The sequence below is a fragment of the Johnsonella ignava ATCC 51276 genome (genome assembly GCF_000235445.1).
GTDB lineage: Bacteria > Bacillota > Clostridia > Lachnospirales > Lachnospiraceae > Johnsonella > Johnsonella ignava.
In genome coordinates this window covers 81032-97301 of the sequence record NZ_JH378832.1, presented here as the reverse complement: position 1 = coordinate 97301, position 16270 = coordinate 81032, and the positions used below count along the sequence as shown (strand labels likewise).

12 protein-coding genes and 1 pseudogene are annotated in these 16270 nt (G+C 36.4%); 11 read left to right on the top strand and 2 right to left on the bottom strand.

All coding sequences use genetic code 11. The features are described from left to right. Window positions 1-76: 76 nt before the first annotated feature. The gene (locus tag HMPREF9333_RS06345; RefSeq protein WP_005540680.1) at window positions 77-1510 is read left to right on the top strand and encodes an ATP-binding cassette domain-containing protein; all 1434 of its coding nucleotides are present in this window, start codon (window positions 77-79) and stop codon (window positions 1508-1510) included. Between the two features lie 128 nt (window positions 1511-1638). Here the strand turns inward: HMPREF9333_RS06345 and lepB are convergent, their stop codons facing one another. Next, window positions 1639-2241, bottom strand: coding sequence for a signal peptidase I (lepB, locus tag HMPREF9333_RS06340; protein ID WP_005540678.1), 603 nt, complete (start codon window positions 2239-2241; stop codon window positions 1639-1641). 422 nt (window positions 2242-2663) lie between these two features. Here lepB and glgB point away from each other — a divergent pair, with 422 nt between their 5' ends. The 3 genes from glgB to malQ all read left to right on the top strand — a co-directional run bounded on the left by glgB (window position 2664) and on the right by malQ (window position 7804). Continuing rightward, window positions 2664-5183, top strand: coding sequence for a 1,4-alpha-glucan branching protein GlgB (gene glgB / locus HMPREF9333_RS06335; protein WP_005540676.1), 2520 nt, complete (start codon window positions 2664-2666; stop codon window positions 5181-5183). Next, window positions 5180-6118 carry a mechanosensitive ion channel family protein gene (locus HMPREF9333_RS06330; protein WP_005540674.1) on the top strand — a complete coding sequence of 313 codons (939 nt, stop codon included), beginning with the start codon at window positions 5180-5182 and terminating at the stop codon, window positions 6116-6118. Before glgB ends, HMPREF9333_RS06330 begins: the two co-directional genes overlap by 4 nt. A gap of 174 nt (window positions 6119-6292) precedes the next feature. Next, on the top strand, window positions 6293-7804 hold the full coding sequence (malQ, locus tag HMPREF9333_RS06325) for a 4-alpha-glucanotransferase (RefSeq protein ID WP_277352362.1): 1512 nt from the start codon (window positions 6293-6295) through the stop codon (window positions 7802-7804). A 217-nt stretch (window positions 7805-8021) separates the two neighbouring features. On the opposite strand, the gene HMPREF9333_RS06320 is transcribed toward malQ, so the two are convergent. Then, window positions 8022-9203: a hypothetical protein gene (locus tag HMPREF9333_RS06320; protein WP_005540671.1), complete on the bottom strand. Its 1182-nt coding sequence runs from the start codon at window positions 9201-9203 to the stop codon at window positions 8022-8024. Window positions 9204-9572: 369 nt separating this feature from the next. On the opposite strand from HMPREF9333_RS06320, the gene HMPREF9333_RS06315 reads away from it, so the two are divergent. From HMPREF9333_RS06315 to HMPREF9333_RS06290, 7 genes and pseudogenes are all read left to right on the top strand, one after another. Next, complete coding sequence (locus HMPREF9333_RS06315) at window positions 9573-10739, top strand: ABC transporter substrate-binding protein (protein WP_005540669.1); 1167 nt, start codon at window positions 9573-9575, stop codon at window positions 10737-10739. Continuing rightward, window positions 10717-11478 carry an ABC transporter permease gene (locus HMPREF9333_RS06310; protein WP_050798116.1) on the top strand — a complete coding sequence of 254 codons (762 nt, stop codon included), beginning with the start codon at window positions 10717-10719 and terminating at the stop codon, window positions 11476-11478. Before HMPREF9333_RS06315 ends, HMPREF9333_RS06310 begins: the two co-directional genes overlap by 23 nt. Beyond that, window positions 11462-12052, top strand: coding sequence for an ATP-binding cassette domain-containing protein (locus tag HMPREF9333_RS06305; RefSeq protein WP_005540667.1), 591 nt, complete (start codon window positions 11462-11464; stop codon window positions 12050-12052). Before HMPREF9333_RS06310 ends, HMPREF9333_RS06305 begins: the two co-directional genes overlap by 17 nt. An 81-nt stretch (window positions 12053-12133) precedes the next feature. Beyond that, window positions 12134-13624: pseudogene (gene glpK / locus HMPREF9333_RS06300) on the top strand (glycerol kinase GlpK); the annotation flags it as partial. 120 nt (window positions 13625-13744) lie between these two features. Further along, window positions 13745-14152: a MazG nucleotide pyrophosphohydrolase domain-containing protein gene (locus tag HMPREF9333_RS13645; protein ID WP_169311763.1), complete on the top strand. Its 408-nt coding sequence runs from the start codon at window positions 13745-13747 to the stop codon at window positions 14150-14152. Next, a complete protein-coding gene (locus tag HMPREF9333_RS06295) occupies window positions 14121-14672 on the top strand; it encodes a methylated-DNA--[protein]-cysteine S-methyltransferase (RefSeq protein WP_005540664.1) in 552 nt (183 codons plus the stop codon). The genes HMPREF9333_RS13645 and HMPREF9333_RS06295 overlap by 32 nt, the downstream gene beginning before the upstream one ends. A gap of 536 nt (window positions 14673-15208) precedes the next feature. Further along, window positions 15209-15961: a hypothetical protein gene (locus HMPREF9333_RS06290; protein ID WP_005540663.1), complete on the top strand. Its 753-nt coding sequence runs from the start codon at window positions 15209-15211 to the stop codon at window positions 15959-15961. Window positions 15962-16270: the final 309 nt, after the last annotated feature.

The following is a 16270-nucleotide window of genomic DNA, read 5'->3' as shown; positions in this document are numbered from 1 at the left end:
ATACGGTTTCATTATAATATACTGTATAAAAATAAAGGAAGGAGCTGTGCCTTTGCTGCCGGCATAAATATATGATATGCTTGAATTAAAAGGAATTAGCCTCAGTTATGAGAAGGTTTGCATATTATCAGGTATAAATGCGGAGTTTAAACATGGAGAGGTAAATGTAATTACAGGAAATTCAGGCTGCGGCAAAAGCAGCCTTATAAAGCTCATAAACGGTATAGTTCCGTATATTGATAAAGCTGAGGTTTCAGGAGATATAATTCTTGAGGGTATATCCCTGCAGGATAAAAATATAGTTGACAGGAGTAGACATATATCAAGTGTTTTTCAAAATCCGAAGACACAGTTTTATGCACTGGATACTACTGATGAGATGGCATTTGCACTTGAAAACAGGGGGGTTTTCAAAGAGGAGATATTTAATAAAATTATGTTTTACAGCGGGCTTTTAGGTACCCGAAATCTTATGGGAAGAAATATATTCAGGCTTTCAGGCGGAGAGAAACAGATGATCGCAATAACTGCCGTCTCATGCATGGAACAGCAGGTCTATCTGTTTGATGAACCGTCATCATCACTTGATATTAAAGCAATGGAAAATCTTAAAGAGGCAATACTTAAATTAAAGGAGCTTGATAAGATAATCATTATTGCAGAACACAGACTGTCGTATCTTAGAGATATAATTGATAATCTCTTTATAATAAAAGACGGGAATATGGTAAAGTTTGAATCAGGCGGTATAAATGATGATATATGTGCCGAATACGGCTTAAGAATGTTAAAAAAAGTAAAAAAGGAAGAATTATCAAAAGAATCGACTTCAGTCGCAGATCTGTTTGCTAATGAAAGTAAAAATATATCAGCCGGCTATGATAAAAATCTGTGTAATGACACGGATGTTTTATATTGCAGAGATTTTAAGTACAGATACGGAGATCATGAAGTATTTAATTTTGATATATATTTTAAAAAGGGAGTACACTTTATAATAGGTTCAAACGGTGTGGGAAAGACAAGCTTTATACGTTGTTTATGCGGTTTATCAAGAGGTTTTAAGGGAAAGATTTATTATGGGAGGCATAGAGTAAGGAGACCCCCTGATATAATATCACTTGTTATGCAGGATGTTAATTACCAGCTTTTTACGGAAAGTGTATGGGATGAAATTTCAATTGTGTCTGACGATGATGTAAAAAAAGAAAGCATACTTAAGGATTTCGGTCTTTCAGATAAAAAAGATCTCCATCCGCAAAGCCTTTCAGGAGGTGAAAAACAGCGTCTTGCGATCGCACTCTGTGCCGCCTCAAAAAAGCCGGTAGTTATACTTGACGAGCCGACAAGCGGACTATGCAGAAACAGTATGTACAAAACCGCAGATTTTATAAATGCTATGAGAGATGATGGAAAAACGGTTATAGTTATATCTCATGATTATGAGTTTATAAAATACTGCCGGGGAAATATAGTTGAATTTAAAGGCAGAGAAATAAAAGCTCTCTAAAAGTATATCTGATAAAGCTTAGATACATTTTAGGGAGCTTTTGTTTTTTAGCCTTTATTTTGAGTATTTGTTTTTGAACCTCTGTTTTTTGAGCTTCCGGTTTTTGAGCTTTTATAATTTTATTTAAGCTATTTAAGCAGTTGTATATTCGGGAAATATCTTAAAACCACTTTTGCGATTATCTTGTCTTTATGAACATAAGTATTTATCCACCGCCTTGCATCTTTTGAGCTGTTTCTATTGTCTCCCAGACAGAAGTACCCGCCGTCAGGCACTTCAAAATGCATAGGTGCTTCAGGCAGCATGGCTTCTTTTATATAAGGCTCATCAAGCGGAGTTTTTGAGTTATTTAGATATACCTTGCCGTTAATTATATCCACGGTATCACCCGGGATGCCTATAATCCTCTTTACATAATAAACTTTCTCATCATCGGGGAATTTAAATATAACTATATCTCCTCTTTGAGGGTCTGAAAACAGGTAAGCCATTCTAAGTCCTATAATCCTGTCATTGGTCATTATAGTATTTTCCATGGAAGCTGAAGGGACTCTTGAATTTGCAATTATAAAATTATTAAGTACAAGAGCTATAATAGCCGCTATGACTATAACGCTTATCCAGCTTAAAATCTCTGACAACAAGTTAAAATCCTTTTTTCCGGAATTCTGAGAAAAATTTACAGAATTGAAATCATTCTGATTTGGAATATTTTGTTCTTTATAATCCATTATAATACACTACCCCTTTTTCTATTCTATAATTTAATTTTTAAATGTTGATTCCGACGACACTTCTAAGTTATCTCTATGTATTAATGCAGTACAGTATATAGTATATAAAAACATTATAATTAAATCTGCTTATGTAAAGACATAAATATCAGCCGGATTTAACTGATACTGTTCTGTATCTAAAAATATCAACGCTACCTAGTTTAAGCCAGATAGGCAATATGTGCAATAGGAATTTTCAATATTTATGAAAATTATTAGCTTTTTAATCCGAAAAATGTTAGAATTATATGTAATCTTTTATAAGTGGTTATACACAACTTAAGACTTTATAAATAAATACTTAAACTTAAGGATATGTATACAAATTTATATAAAGCGTTCCGGGTAATCCGGTACCAAGTATTCAGGAGGAAGACATGGAGAATTTATTGTACAAACTTATAGACTGGGCGGCGATTGAGGATATAGAATACTCTGAATCATCAGATCCGCATGACGTTCTCGGGGCACATCAGACAGAAGCCGGATTACTTATACAGGCATTTATACCGGATGCCGAATCTGTTGAGGTTGAATTTATTGCCGTCAAAAGCACTTATGATATGGAAAAGCTCAATGATAAAGGTTTTTTTGCAGTGCTTATTGATCGAAAGGATATTCCGGAATATAAATTTAATATAGTATATAAAGACGGTAATACTCAGAGTATATATGATGCTTACAGATATACCGGTATTTATACCGAAGACGATCTTTCAAGATTTGAAAGAGGTGTGCATTATGATATATATGAAAAGATGGGAGCACACTGTATCACTATAGAGGGTGTTGAAGGAGTATACTTTTCAGTATGGGCACCCGGAGCTATGAGAGTATCGGTTGTAGGTGATTTTAACTGCTGGGACGGCAGGCGGCATCAGATGCGGCGAATAGGAGATTCAGGGATATATGAGATATTTATACCTGAGGTACAGGAGGGATTTATATATAAGTATGAGATAAAAACCAGGCGTGGTGAGCCTATGCTTAAATCAGATCCTTATGCAAATTATTCACAGCTTAGACCTGAAAGTGCAAGCATTGTAGTAAATATAAACGGATATAACTGGACTGATGAGGACTGGATGGATTCACGTGATATTTACCAGAGCAACGGCAAAAATTATGACGGCAATCCTATGAATATATATGAGGTTCATCTGGGTTCATGGATAAGAAAGGAACCTCAGATTGATGATGACGGAAAGCCTGTGCCGGGCAGCGAGTTTTATAATTACAGAGATCTTGCACCGAGACTTGCGGAATATGTAAAAGATATGAATTATACACATATAGAGCTTATGCCTGTTATGGAGCATCCGCTTGATGAAAGCTGGGGATATCAGGTTACGGGTTATTACGCACCTACTTCAAGATACGGCAATCCTCAGGACTTTATGTATTTTATGAATTATATGCACAATGAGGGTATAGGTGTGATACTTGATTGGGTACCGGCACATTTCCCTAAAGATCTCCACGGTCTTGGAGCATTTGACGGAACACATGTATATGAGCATGCGGATCCGAGGCAGGGAGAACATCCTCATTGGGGTACTTATATATATAATTACGGAAGACCTCAGGTAACTAATTTTCTTATAGCAAATGCACTTTTTTGGGCAAAATGTTACCATGCCGACGGTATAAGAGCTGATGCTGTGGCTTCAATGCTTTATCTTGATTACGGCAAAAATGATGGGGAATGGGTTGCAAATAAGTACGGAGGACATGAAAATCTTGAGGCGATTGAATTTTTAAAACATTTAAATTCAATAATGAAGATAAGACATAATGATGTACTTATGATTGCTGAGGAGTCCACTTCATGGCCCAAGATAAGCGGTGATTTAAGAGATGGGGGGCTCGGCTTTGACTTTAAGTGGAATATGGGCTGGATGAATGATTTCCTGCATTATATGCAGGTGGATCCATATTTTAAGAGTCATCATTACGGGGCATTAACTTTTTCAATGCTGTACCAATACAGTGAAAACTTTATACTGGTACTGAGTCATGATGAGGTCGTACACGGAAAAGGTACACTTGCAGGCAAGATGCCGGGAAAGACGCAGGAGGAGAAAAACGCAAATTTAAGAGTCGCATATGGCTATATGATGACACATCCGGGAAAAAAATTGATTTTTATGGGACAGGAATTTGCACCTTTAAATGAATGGAATGAGATGCATGAGCTTCCGTGGGGCATACTGAAATATCCGGTACATAAATATATGCAGGAATATGTTAAACAGCTTAATTTATTTTATGTAGAACATGAAGCACTTTGGAAGCTTGACTGCGAGCCTGAAGGATTTGAGTGGATGACATGCAATTCTTATAAGGAAAATGTAGTAGCCTTTGTAAGACACAGTGAATATTATCAGGATGACATACTTGTAGTATGTAATTTTACACCGCAGTCATATCCAAGCTTTGATATAGATGTTCCGTACCACGGTATATATACTGAGGAGTTTAATTCGGATTATGAAGGTTTTGGAGGCGGAGGAATGTTAAATACAAAAGCCCTCACTTCAAAAGCAAGGCAGCATAATAAAAATCAAAAAAATGATAAAGGCACGGATATAAATACAGGTGATAGAGATAAAGATACGGGATTATCTGTAAAAGATGACGAATTTGATAAATCTGAGGCTGCACAGGAGAGGGAAATTATAAGCATACAGCTGCCTCCTTTGAGTATGGTGGCTTTTTCAGTAAAAAAGGTTGATTCCAAAAAGGGAAAAAAGGATGTAAAAAACAGTGCTAAAAAGGCAGCTGTAAAAGCACATAAAAAGGAACAATCAAGGCTTGAAGACGAGGGCATGCTCCAAAAAACTTCAAAAAAAAGAAATATAACAATTGTTAAATCTGATGCCGGAGATAATATATGATAAATATACCGCATTTAATGCAGCATTTAAGTAATGCGGGTTTTACCTGCTTTCAGGCGGCAGGCTCCGAAACTATTGCGACTGATGTGCAGGAGGCGGTAAATAAGGATCTGGAAAAAATGCAGCCTGATGTTGTAGCGGATACTCTAAAAAATATGACACCTGTATTTTTGGGATTTTTATACCAGCTGCTTGTGATAATAATTATAGCCTTAGCAGGGAAAAAGCTGATATCAATATTATGCAGTATGCTTAAACATTCGCTTAACAGACTAAACATGGAAGAGGGGGCGAAAAAATTTATAATTTCGCTTGTAAAAGCTCTTTTGCATCTTGTTGTAGTGTTTATAATTGCGGAAAGACTTGGTATAAGTTCAAGTTCACTTGCTGCGATACTCGGCTCTGCCGGTATAGCGATAGGGCTTGCACTTCAGGGGAGTTTAAGCAATTTTGCCGGAGGCATGGTTGTGCTTTTTATGAAACCGTTTAAAGTCGGTGATTATATAAGCGGTGCAGGCGTTGAGGGCAGTGTGAGTATGATAGGGATTATCTATACAACAATTATAACTGCCGATAATAAAAAAATAACAGTTCCGAATGCAAGTTTGTCAAATGCGGTAGTAACGAATATTACTGCATTTGACAGGCGCCGCCTTGATATAAGCATAGGTATAAGCTATGAATCGGATTTGGAAACTGCAAAAAAATGCATAAAGGATATATATGCAAATGATAAACGTATATATAACGAACCTGAGGTTTTGGTATTTGTAGAATCCTTTGAAAGTTCATGTATAATGCTCGGAAGCAGGGCGTGGTGTCAAACTTCCGAATATCTTGAGGTAAGATGGCATATACTTGAGCAGATAAAAAATAAATTTGATGAAAACGGTATTGAGATACCATATAATAAGATTGATGTAAAGGTTATATGATGATACAGAAGTAAATGCCTGTTACAGAATATCTGATAGAAATTTTATTAAAGATAAGAATTTTATTATAAGATAAAAAATCAAGATAAAAATTTAAGATAAAAATTTTATCTAAAACAGAAATTAATAAAAATAGAGATTGAAGGAGAAAATCCGTCTACGGTACTTAGATGTATAAGGCGGCAAAATAAAATATTAATGAAAAGAGCATGCGGAGTACTGCTTCCTATATCAAGTCTTCCCGGAAATTACGGTATAGGGGGATTTTCAGAGGAGGCTTATGATTTTATTGACAGGTTAAAAAAAGCGGGACAGAGTTTGTGGCAGATATTACCCCTTTCGCCTACGGGACATGGTAATTCTCCCTATCAAAGCTGTAGTGCGTTTGCCGGGAATATGAATTATATATCACTTGACGAGCTTGTAAAGGACGGGCTTTTGGATAAATCTGAGCTTGATGATATAGATTGGGGAGATGATAATGAAAGAGTGGATTATGAAAAAATCTGGCTTAACCGTGAAAAGATTTTAAAAAAAGCATTTTTAAAACAGAAAGACCTCAACATTAAAACAGATATAAAAAAACTTTCTAAGGAAACACGGAATTATTGTCTCTATCAGGCGCTAAAAGAGGATAATGATAATGCTGCATGGTATGAATGGGAATCCGGGCTTAAACTTGCTAAGGAAAGGGAGCTTAAGGCGGCAAAAATAAAGCTTAAAGATGAAATAGAATTTTATGAATGGATACAGATTGTATTTGAAAAGCAGTGGAAAAAACTTAAAGAATATGCCAATGATGCAGGGATTCAAATTATAGGAGATATACCTATTTATGTTGCACTTGATTCTGCCGATGTATGGCTTAATCCGGAACTTTTTTTGTTTAATGAGGATAAAGAGCCTGAGCTTGTGGCAGGCTGTCCGCCCGATTACTTTTCGCCTGAAGGTCAGCTTTGGGGAAATCCTTTATATAACTGGAAAGTACATAAAAAGACAGATTTTGCATGGTGGAAAAGCCGTATGGAATATGCCTTAAGTCTTTATGACTATGTAAGGGTTGACCATTTTAGAGGCTTTGATGAATTTTATGCAATACCTGCGGAAAATAAAAATGCACTTGAAGGAGAATGGCTAAAAGGACCGGGTATAGAGATATTCAATTCTCTGGCTGCATATTTCGGGAAAAAACATACAGTTTTACCTATTATAGCGGAAGACCTGGGACTTATGACTGACAGCGTTATAAAGCTTGTAAAGGATTCGGGATTTCCGGGTATGAAGGTGCTTGAGTTTGCATATGATTCAGATGACAAAAATATGTACCTGCCGCATAATTATATAAGAAACTGTGTGGCTTATACAGGTACTCATGATAATGCACCTTTACAGGAATGGCTTGGCAATCTTTCTGAAGAAACAAGACTTTTTATGATAAGATATCAGGGCGGAGAACATACGCCGGAAAAGGATCTTCACTGGGATTGTATAAGGACACTGCTTGCTTCAATAGCCGATACAGTTATAATTCCTATGCAGGATTACCTCGGACTTGGTGATAATGCCCGTATAAATACCCCGGGAACCGCTTCAGGCAACTGGCAGTGGAGACTTAAGAGTGAAGATTTTGATGAGGGGCTTATATGGCACTGCAATATGCTTGCAGGAATCTATTCAAGAAAATAATTTGATTATAAAGAATTTTTATTATATAAAACACCGGATATGCAGTTAAAACATATCCGGTGTTTTATAATTAAAGTTTTTATAAACAAGTTTTTAAAAGCCGTTTTTTATTAATATATTCTTATTGAGTTATTTTTATTAAAGCTATTTTTATTAAAGTTACCTTCACTAGGCTGCAATCTGATCATATTATTTTGCAGCTTTAATTGAAACTGTATTATTGTGCAGTTTCTCCGGGACCATGTGTTGCCGTCTTTCCGGTTGCTTTTTCGGAAGATTTAGACTCTTCAGCGGTTTTGCTTTGTGAAGCTTTTGAAGAGCTGCCGGAGCCGCTTTTAGATGAAGCGGCGGAGGACTGGTCTTTAGAAGAGCTGCTTTTTTGCGAAGCAGAAGTTGTATTCTTTGCAGAGCCGCTTTTTTGTGAAGCGGAAGCTGAACTTTTTGCAGAGCCGCTTTTTTGCGAAGCAGAAGTTGAGCTTTTTGTGCCTGCCGAGGTGGATTTTGAACTGCTTTTTGAAGTTTTTGATGAACTGTCTTTTGCAGACGATGCTGAAGTAGAAGACTTTTTGGTCTGACTGCTTTTTGCAGATGTAGTTGAGCGGGCAGTACTTTCATTGCGTGCTTTTGTGTTTTCAGTATGTGAAGAGTTCTCAGAACTTTTTTTACCGTCAGCTGCTTTGGAATGGTCGCTGTCAGTCGTGTCGTCTTCATTTGAGGCACTTTCAGTTTCACGTTTAGGATGCCTGTCAACACGGCTGAAATTGGCAACACTCTGGTTACCCACCTTATCAACTACATGTATCTCAAGGCTGTCGGTATCATAGGGGAATATAACTGATGAATCCTCTTTATTTACAGATTCAGGTCTTATATTATTGCCGTTAGCATCTATGCCGTAAAGTTTATCAAAATCAATGCCTGATTGGTCATCCTCTAACGTTAAGCTTACCTTTGAATCCTCAGTTTCTTCAGGTTCAAGTATAAGCGGCGGAGTAGTATCTATTGAATCAATCTGGTCATAAACGATTTTCCTCATACCGTTTAAGTTTATAGCTTCAACAGAAAGACCTCCATTTGAACTGACTACCGCCTCATATATAGTTTTAAGTCCCTCTTTGTGCATTTCCATAGGGATTTCCTTGTCATCAAGCTTTACCACAAATGATTTAAGCGGGTATATGCTGGTTTGTGTGATAGTGATCCCGACAGTCTTAAAATCAGGGTTGCTGTTTATCTCTAAAGTGAATTCCGGCATTGTTGTAACTGCAAAAAAAATGATAGTATTCAACAATATAAAAGGAATAAGAGTAAAAAGAAAAAAATTTCTTCTTGCCCGGGATTTCATAGACTGCTGTTTCATATATGATTGATGATCGTTTTGTGTCGTATTATCTGACATAATATCCTCCTGGATAAATTTCGTACAGTTCAGTATAAGCTTATGTAGCAGTTTTACAGGCTTTATAGTTCACAATATGTCAGACTGCTTTTTAGCAGCTTTTAGATTAAAAAGTATACATATATAGTGTTTAACTGAACTGAAGCTAAAAGTAACGTCCCTTAGCATACCAAAGTTATAAAAAACTGGCAAGAGTATTATAACAGATTTTTATATATTTTTGGTATATAATATATATATTTTGTAGAGCTCTATATTGCTTCATTTTTGCTATATATTGGATAAATATAAAAAATATGCTATAATTATATGCGATTAGGGGACCCCTATGATAAATTGAACTATAATGTAATTGAGGAGGAGTAAAAGATGAAAATTAAGACTAAATTGGGAAAGGGGCTGTCAGTTTTTATTGCCGTATTAGTGTTTGCAGCAGCTCTTGCAGCATGTAGTACAAGTGAAAACAACCAGTCAACAGGGCAAAGCACATCGGTTTCTCAGGACTCAAAGACCTCTGATAAAGCCGGAGGCGAAAGCGAAAGCACGCAGCCTTCAACTGAATCAGTTAAAAAGGGTGCTGACACTGAAAATAAAGCGCAGGCAAAACAGCCTGAAGAACTGCCTGAGGTTGATGCAAATTATAAAAGTGCGGATATAAAGGTCGGAGTATTAAAGGGACCTACAAGCCTCGGGATGCTTAAACTGATGGACGGTGCGGAAAATGATGCTCTTGCAAATAAATATACCGTTATACTGTCTTCAAATGTTGAGGAAGCAGGTCCTAAGCTTTTAAACGGAGAGGTTGATATAATGGCTGCTCCTGTAAATATGGGTGCGGTTCTGGCAAATAAATCAGGCGGGAAAGTTCAGATGCTTGCTATAAATACATTAGGAGTTTTATATATAGGTGCAAAGGGGGAAGATATAAAGAGCGTTGCGGATCTTAAAGGAAAGACAATATATACTTCCGGAAAAGGCGGCACTCCTGAATATGTACTTAAATATATTCTTACAAAGAACGGTATAGATCCTGACAAGGATGTTACAATAGAGTGGAAGAGCGAGCATACTGAAGTTATAAGTACCATAGCGGGTATGGACAAGGCTGTGGTTATGTGCCCTGAACCGTTTATGACAGTTGCAAAGAATACGGTTGAGGGTTTTGATGAAGCACTTGACCTTACAAAGGAATGGGATAAGGTAAGCGACGGTAATAAGCTTATAACGGCAGGTCTTTTTGTAAGGACGGATTTTGCAAAGGAGCATCCTGAGCAGATAAAGAGATTTCTTCAGGAATATAAATATAGTACACAGTGGGTGAATGCAAATATAGCTGAAGCTGCAAAACTTGCTCAAAAGTATGATATAGTTAAAGAACCCGTAGCATTAAAAGCTATACCGAAATGCAATATAACCTATATAGACGGAAAGGAGATGGCTGAGCTTACAAAAGCTTACTTAGAGATTTTATATTCATATAATCCGCAGTCGGTAGGCACAGAGGTACCCGGTGATGCTTTCTTCTTCATACCGTAATATGTATAAAAAAACTGCAGCAGTGCTATTTGCACTGCTGTTTTGGCAATTGACCGCCTCGGCGATAGGGCAGAGCATATTGATTGCAGGTCCTTTTGAAGTATTAAACAGTCTTACAATGCTTATAAGGACAAAAGAGTTTTATCTTACTGTAATACATTCCTTTTCAGGTATAAGCCTTGGATTTATATATGCTTTTGTGCTGGCATCAATACTTGGTTTTATATCATATAAATATGATTTTTTTTCAACACTTTTATATCCCTATGTACTGATGACAAAATCGGTACCTGTGGCAAGCTTTGTAATACTTGCACTTATGTATGTAGGCTCAGGTAACCTCTCAATATTTATAAGCTTTATAATGGTATTTCCAATAATATATACCAATATTCTGGGAGGATTTAAAGCCGTTGATATTAAACTTCTTGAATTTGCAAAGGTTTACGGTATAAAAGGATTTAGAAAATTTAGATATATATATTTTCCTGAGATGTTTGAGCATATTTATTCCGCTTTAAAGGCGGCGGCAGGGATTGCCTGGAAAGCCGGAGTTGCGGCTGAGATAATAGGTCTGTCAAGAAATTCAATAGGCTTTAAGCTTTATGAGTCTAAGCTTTATTTTTCAATTACAGATTTATTTGCATGGACATTGGTAATAATACTTTTAAGCTTAGGCTTTGAAAAACTTTGTGTATTTATTTTAAGGACTGTATACAGATATGCTTGTAATAAATAACTTATGTAAAAAATTCGGGCAGAAAATATTATTTAAAAATTTTAATTTAGAACTTAAAGGCAATGAAAGTATATGTATAACGGGCAGCTCAGGCTGCGGCAAAAGCACTCTTTTAGATATGATAATGGGTATAGAAACCTTTGACGGCGGAAGCATTAAAAAAGATGCAAAAAAAATATCGGCAGTATTTCAGGAAGACAGGCTTATAGAAGATCTGAGCTGTTACCGCAATATAGCAATTGTCAAAGGATATGCAGATAATAAGGATAAAAGGATGCAGAGGGAAAATATAGAAAAGATTGCGTTTGAGCTCGGAATAGGAAGTCTTCTTTTGCAGAAGGCAGGTTCTTTAAGCGGCGGTGAGAAGCGGAGACTTTGCATAGCAAGAGCATTGTACCATAACGGGGATCTTATGATATTTGATGAGGCATTTAAAGGTCTTGATATGGAGCTTAAAAAAAATGTGCTTTTGTATGTAAAAAAAAGTACAGCGGATAAACAATGCATACTTGTAAGTCATGATGAAGATGAAAATATGATTTTTCAGTTTAGAAAAATCAGTTTAAATGATTGATATTAAGGATTGATATTAAAGAAACGATAGTTAGATTATAGTTTCCTTAGATAAAAATATTGGAATTTACGGAGAAATTTAATGTCTAAATATATAATGGCACTTGATTCGGGAACTACAAGCAACAGATGCATAATTTTTGATAAAGACGGCAATATATGTGAAATGGCACAAAAGGAGTTTAAGCAGTATTACCCAAAGCCCGGATGGGTTGAGCATAATGCGGAAGATATATGGTCAGGGCAGCTTTCCGTTGCAGTTGAAGCAATGGTAAAGATGGGGCTTACAGCCTCTGATATAGCGGCAATAGGTATTACAAATCAGAGGGAAACCACCATAGTATGGGATAAAAACACCTCACAGCCCATATACAGAGCGATAGTCTGGCAGTGCCGAAGAACAGCCGGGTATTGTGATGAGCTTAAAAGAAAAGGGTTCGGTGAAAAGATACGTCAAAAAACGGGTCTTATGCCCGATGCATATTTTTCAGCTGCAAAGATCAGGTGGATACTTGACAATGTTGAAGGAGCGGCTCAAAAAGCTGCTGACGGAAATCTGATGTTCGGTACTGTTGAAAGCTGGCTTATATATAAACTTAGCGGCGGTAAGGTTCATGTAACGGATTATTCAAATGCCTCAAGAACTATGCTTTTTAATATACATACACTTAAATGGGATGAGGAGCTGCTTGAGATATTCGATATACCTGTGAGTATGCTTCCTAAGCCGGTACCGTCAAGCGGAATATATGCCAAAACCGATAAAAGATATTTTGGGGAAAGTATATGTATAGCAGGGGCAGCCGGAGATCAGCAGGCGGCACTTTTCGGACAGGGCTGTTTTGATGCCGGAGAAGCAAAAAATACTTACGGGACAGGTTGCTTTATGCTTATGAATACAGGTGAAAAACCTGTATTTTCAAAAAATGGACTTGTAACCACGATCGCATGGGGTCTAAACAATAGTATAAATTATGCACTTGAAGGCTCGGTATTTGTAGCGGGTGCCGGTGTACAGTGGCTGCGTGATGAGATGAGGCTTATAGATTCCGCCTATGACTCGGAGTATATGGCAAATAAGGTGGAGGATACAAACGGATGTTATGTAGTGCCGGCATTTACAGGGCTTGGAGCACCATATTGGGATCAGTATGCCAGAGGAAGCATATCAGGACTTACAAGAGGAGTAAATAAATATCATATTATAAGGGCTATGTTAGAGTCAGTGGCATATCAGGTGAATGATGTATTTAATGCCATGGAAAAAGATTCAGGCATAGGGCTTAGAAGCCTGAGGGCTGATGGCGGCGGCAGTGCAAATAATTTTATAATGCAGATGCAGGCTGATATATGTGCAGTGCCTGTATTCAGACCTACATGTATAGAAACGACCGCTATGGGAGCGGCTTATCTTGCAGGGCTTGCAGTAGGTTATTGGAAGAATATAGATGAAATAAGAAGAAATTGGAAGATAGAGCGTGAGTTTAAACCCAAACTTGATAAAACAGTAAGGCTGCAAAAGATATATGAGTGGAAAAAAGCTGTTACAAAGTCATTTGGCTGGGCTAAAGAAAACGGTGAAAAACATATAAAATACGATAGTTTAGAGGATATTAAAGAAAAAGATATCAATATAAAAGAAAATCTAAAAGAGTGTTCTGTAAAAAACAATATCGAAACCGATATAAGAAATATGTATTGTGAATTTTCAGAATATGATTTTAATGAACTTAAGAAAATAACCTCTGTATTAAGAAGTGAAAACGGTTGCAGCTGGGATAGAAAGCAGACACATGAGAGCCTTGTAAAATGTCTTGAAGATGAATGTCTGGAAGTGATTTCGGCAATTAAAAATAAAGATGACGACAATCTTAAGGAAGAGCTAGGAGATGTACTTTTATTGATACTTTTAAATTCACAGATTGCATCCGAAAGAGGAAAATTCACAATAGATGATGTGATACAGACCCTGGGAGAAAAACTTATAAGACGGCATCCGCATGTATTTGGAGACAAAAAAGCTGATACGCCTGAAGAATGCCTTGCAATCTGGAAGGAGATAAAAAAACTTGAAAAGGAACAAAGAGGATATAAAAAATAAAATCAGTTTTAAATCAAAGATAGGAATAATTACTATAAAAGCAGATGAAAGCGGTATAAAAGAGCTTTTGCTTTCCGATATATTAAATAAGCATGTACCGGAATATGAAACTGCACTGTATGAAGCGGATTGCGATATGATGCAGGTTCAAAGCTCCGGCACGGTGTCTTTTCTGCTCAATGAAGCCAAAAAGCAGGTGCTTGAATATCTTGCTGCAAAGAGGAAAAAATTTGATTTAAAACTGGCACCTGAGGGAACCGAATTTCAAAAAAAGGTCTGGAAAGCACTGACTCTTATACCGTACGGCAGTACAAAAAGCTATGCGGATATAGCCCTTATGATAGAAAAACCGGGAGCGTACAGGGCGGTAGGCATGGCAAATAATAAAAATCCTATAAGTATAATAATACCCTGTCATAGAGTTATAGGAAAGGATGGGAGTTTAGTGGGATACGGTTGGGGGATTGAACTTAAGGAAAAGCTTTTAGAATTTGAAAAAAACGGGACCTGGAATTTATAAAAAAGACTTTTTATTTTTATCAGAATTCTTTTAGATTTATTCAGTAAAGTTTATAGTATAAGACAAGCACTTAGAATATGAAAAATTGCTGCGGAATATGATAGTATCCATTGAATACTGTTTTCTAAATTTAAACAAAAAGTATTCAACGGATACTATATTTTTTTTATATTTAGTTGTAGTATGAACAGAGGGGATAACAAAACTTGAATTAGCATTAGGTTGGCACCGTATTTAAAACATATAACATCCTAAAAGCTATTTTTGAGACAGTTGTTATAGCTTTAGCCAACTAAAGAGAGGGGGAAGATTATGAAAAAAAGAGTTTAAGCGGGTAATGATATATTAGTGTGTAATCATTATTACGGGTTTAGATTGGAATCATAGATATGAGTGTCATAGATATGAGTTTAGGGTGCTAACTACGCAGATGAATTAAAAAAACAGATGAATTTAAAAACAAAAAACAACAGGCGAAAGTATTTTAACTTATTTATACTACATAGATACTTTTCGCAGAAGGGCGGATTATAATTATGAAAAAAACTATTTTAACTTTTACTACAGTGATGTTTTGTTTACTTATGACAGCCTGCGGCACAGCTTCCGGCAGAGCTGATGAAGCTTTAGTAGGAAAGTATATTCCTGTAAAAGGAACTGCACTGGGAGTAACTTTGTCCGGTGATGATATGGGAGGATTGACAATTGAATTAAAGAGCGGCGGCAAGGCTGAAATTGAGGTATACGGTTCGACTGGAAGTGGAAAGTGGGTTAATGACGACACCACACTGACACTTACAGTTGATAAAACCGATATGGTCGGAAAGCTTGGTAAGGATACAATCATATTTGAAGGTTTCTTAAAAGAACAGGTTGGGCATTCAATGGATGTTACATTCGCAAAAGAAGGAACAGATGCTGCAAAACCTGAAAATTTCCTTCCTGAAGAGGAAAAAGCTCTTCTTGGAGACTGGGAAGGTGTTTCTGTTACTGATGTAATGGATGACGATGTCTCGGGAGAAATTTCTCCAAGTGCACTTAAAGTAACTTTAAATCCGGATCATACGGCTGTTATAAGTTTTAAAGGTGAAGAAATTGCCACACCTACATGGAGCATTTTTTCCAACACAGTATCATTTGAAGGTGATGTTGCAGGTGATGCAAGAATTTATGGAGAATATAAAGACGGGGTATTTGTAATAACTTATAGCGGAGAGGATAATTATTATAACTTTACAATGGAAAATTCTAAAAAAGATGCATCTACTCAGGAGAAAGAGAATAAATAGGAATATATTATAGGCTATTAAATTTAATTATTTAAAACTTATGGAACTATATTTACCTGTTAATATGTATCATACTATTGCAAAGCTCCATGAATATAAGGTAAAGCAGGAACTTTATGTAGAAAATTATCCGGATATTTTAAAGAAGATAAAGGACAATAGAATGAGCTTTAAAAGAATTACAGGAGAATAAAAAAATAAAACCGGCAGGTAGCGGACGTTCAACAAAATATGTAAAGATTTAGACTTTAGATAAAAAGTAAAACAGATAAAATAAAAAGCACTTAAAATTGAGTAAAATGAATCTCA

Coding starts and splice junctions, on each gene's coding strand:
- HMPREF9333_RS06330 (WP_005540674.1), top strand. CDS start 5,180: ATGATAAATATACCGCATTTAATGCAGCATTTAAGTAATGCGGGTTTT.
- HMPREF9333_RS06345 (WP_005540680.1), top strand. CDS start 77: ATGCTTGAATTAAAAGGAATTAGCCTCAGTTATGAGAAGGTTTGCATA.
- HMPREF9333_RS06315 (WP_005540669.1), top strand. CDS start 9,573: ATGAAAATTAAGACTAAATTGGGAAAGGGGCTGTCAGTTTTTATTGCC.
- lepB (WP_005540678.1), bottom strand. CDS start 2,241: ATGGATTATAAAGAACAAAATATTCCAAATCAGAATGATTTCAATTCT.
- HMPREF9333_RS06310 (WP_050798116.1), top strand. CDS start 10,717: ATGCTTTCTTCTTCATACCGTAATATGTATAAAAAAACTGCAGCAGTG.
- HMPREF9333_RS06305 (WP_005540667.1), top strand. CDS start 11,462: ATGCTTGTAATAAATAACTTATGTAAAAAATTCGGGCAGAAAATATTA.
- HMPREF9333_RS06320 (WP_005540671.1), bottom strand. CDS start 9,203: ATGTCAGATAATACGACACAAAACGATCATCAATCATATATGAAACAG.
- HMPREF9333_RS06290 (WP_005540663.1), top strand. CDS start 15,209: ATGAAAAAAACTATTTTAACTTTTACTACAGTGATGTTTTGTTTACTT.
- HMPREF9333_RS13645 (WP_169311763.1), top strand. CDS start 13,745: ATGTATTGTGAATTTTCAGAATATGATTTTAATGAACTTAAGAAAATA.
- glgB (WP_005540676.1), top strand. CDS start 2,664: ATGGAGAATTTATTGTACAAACTTATAGACTGGGCGGCGATTGAGGAT.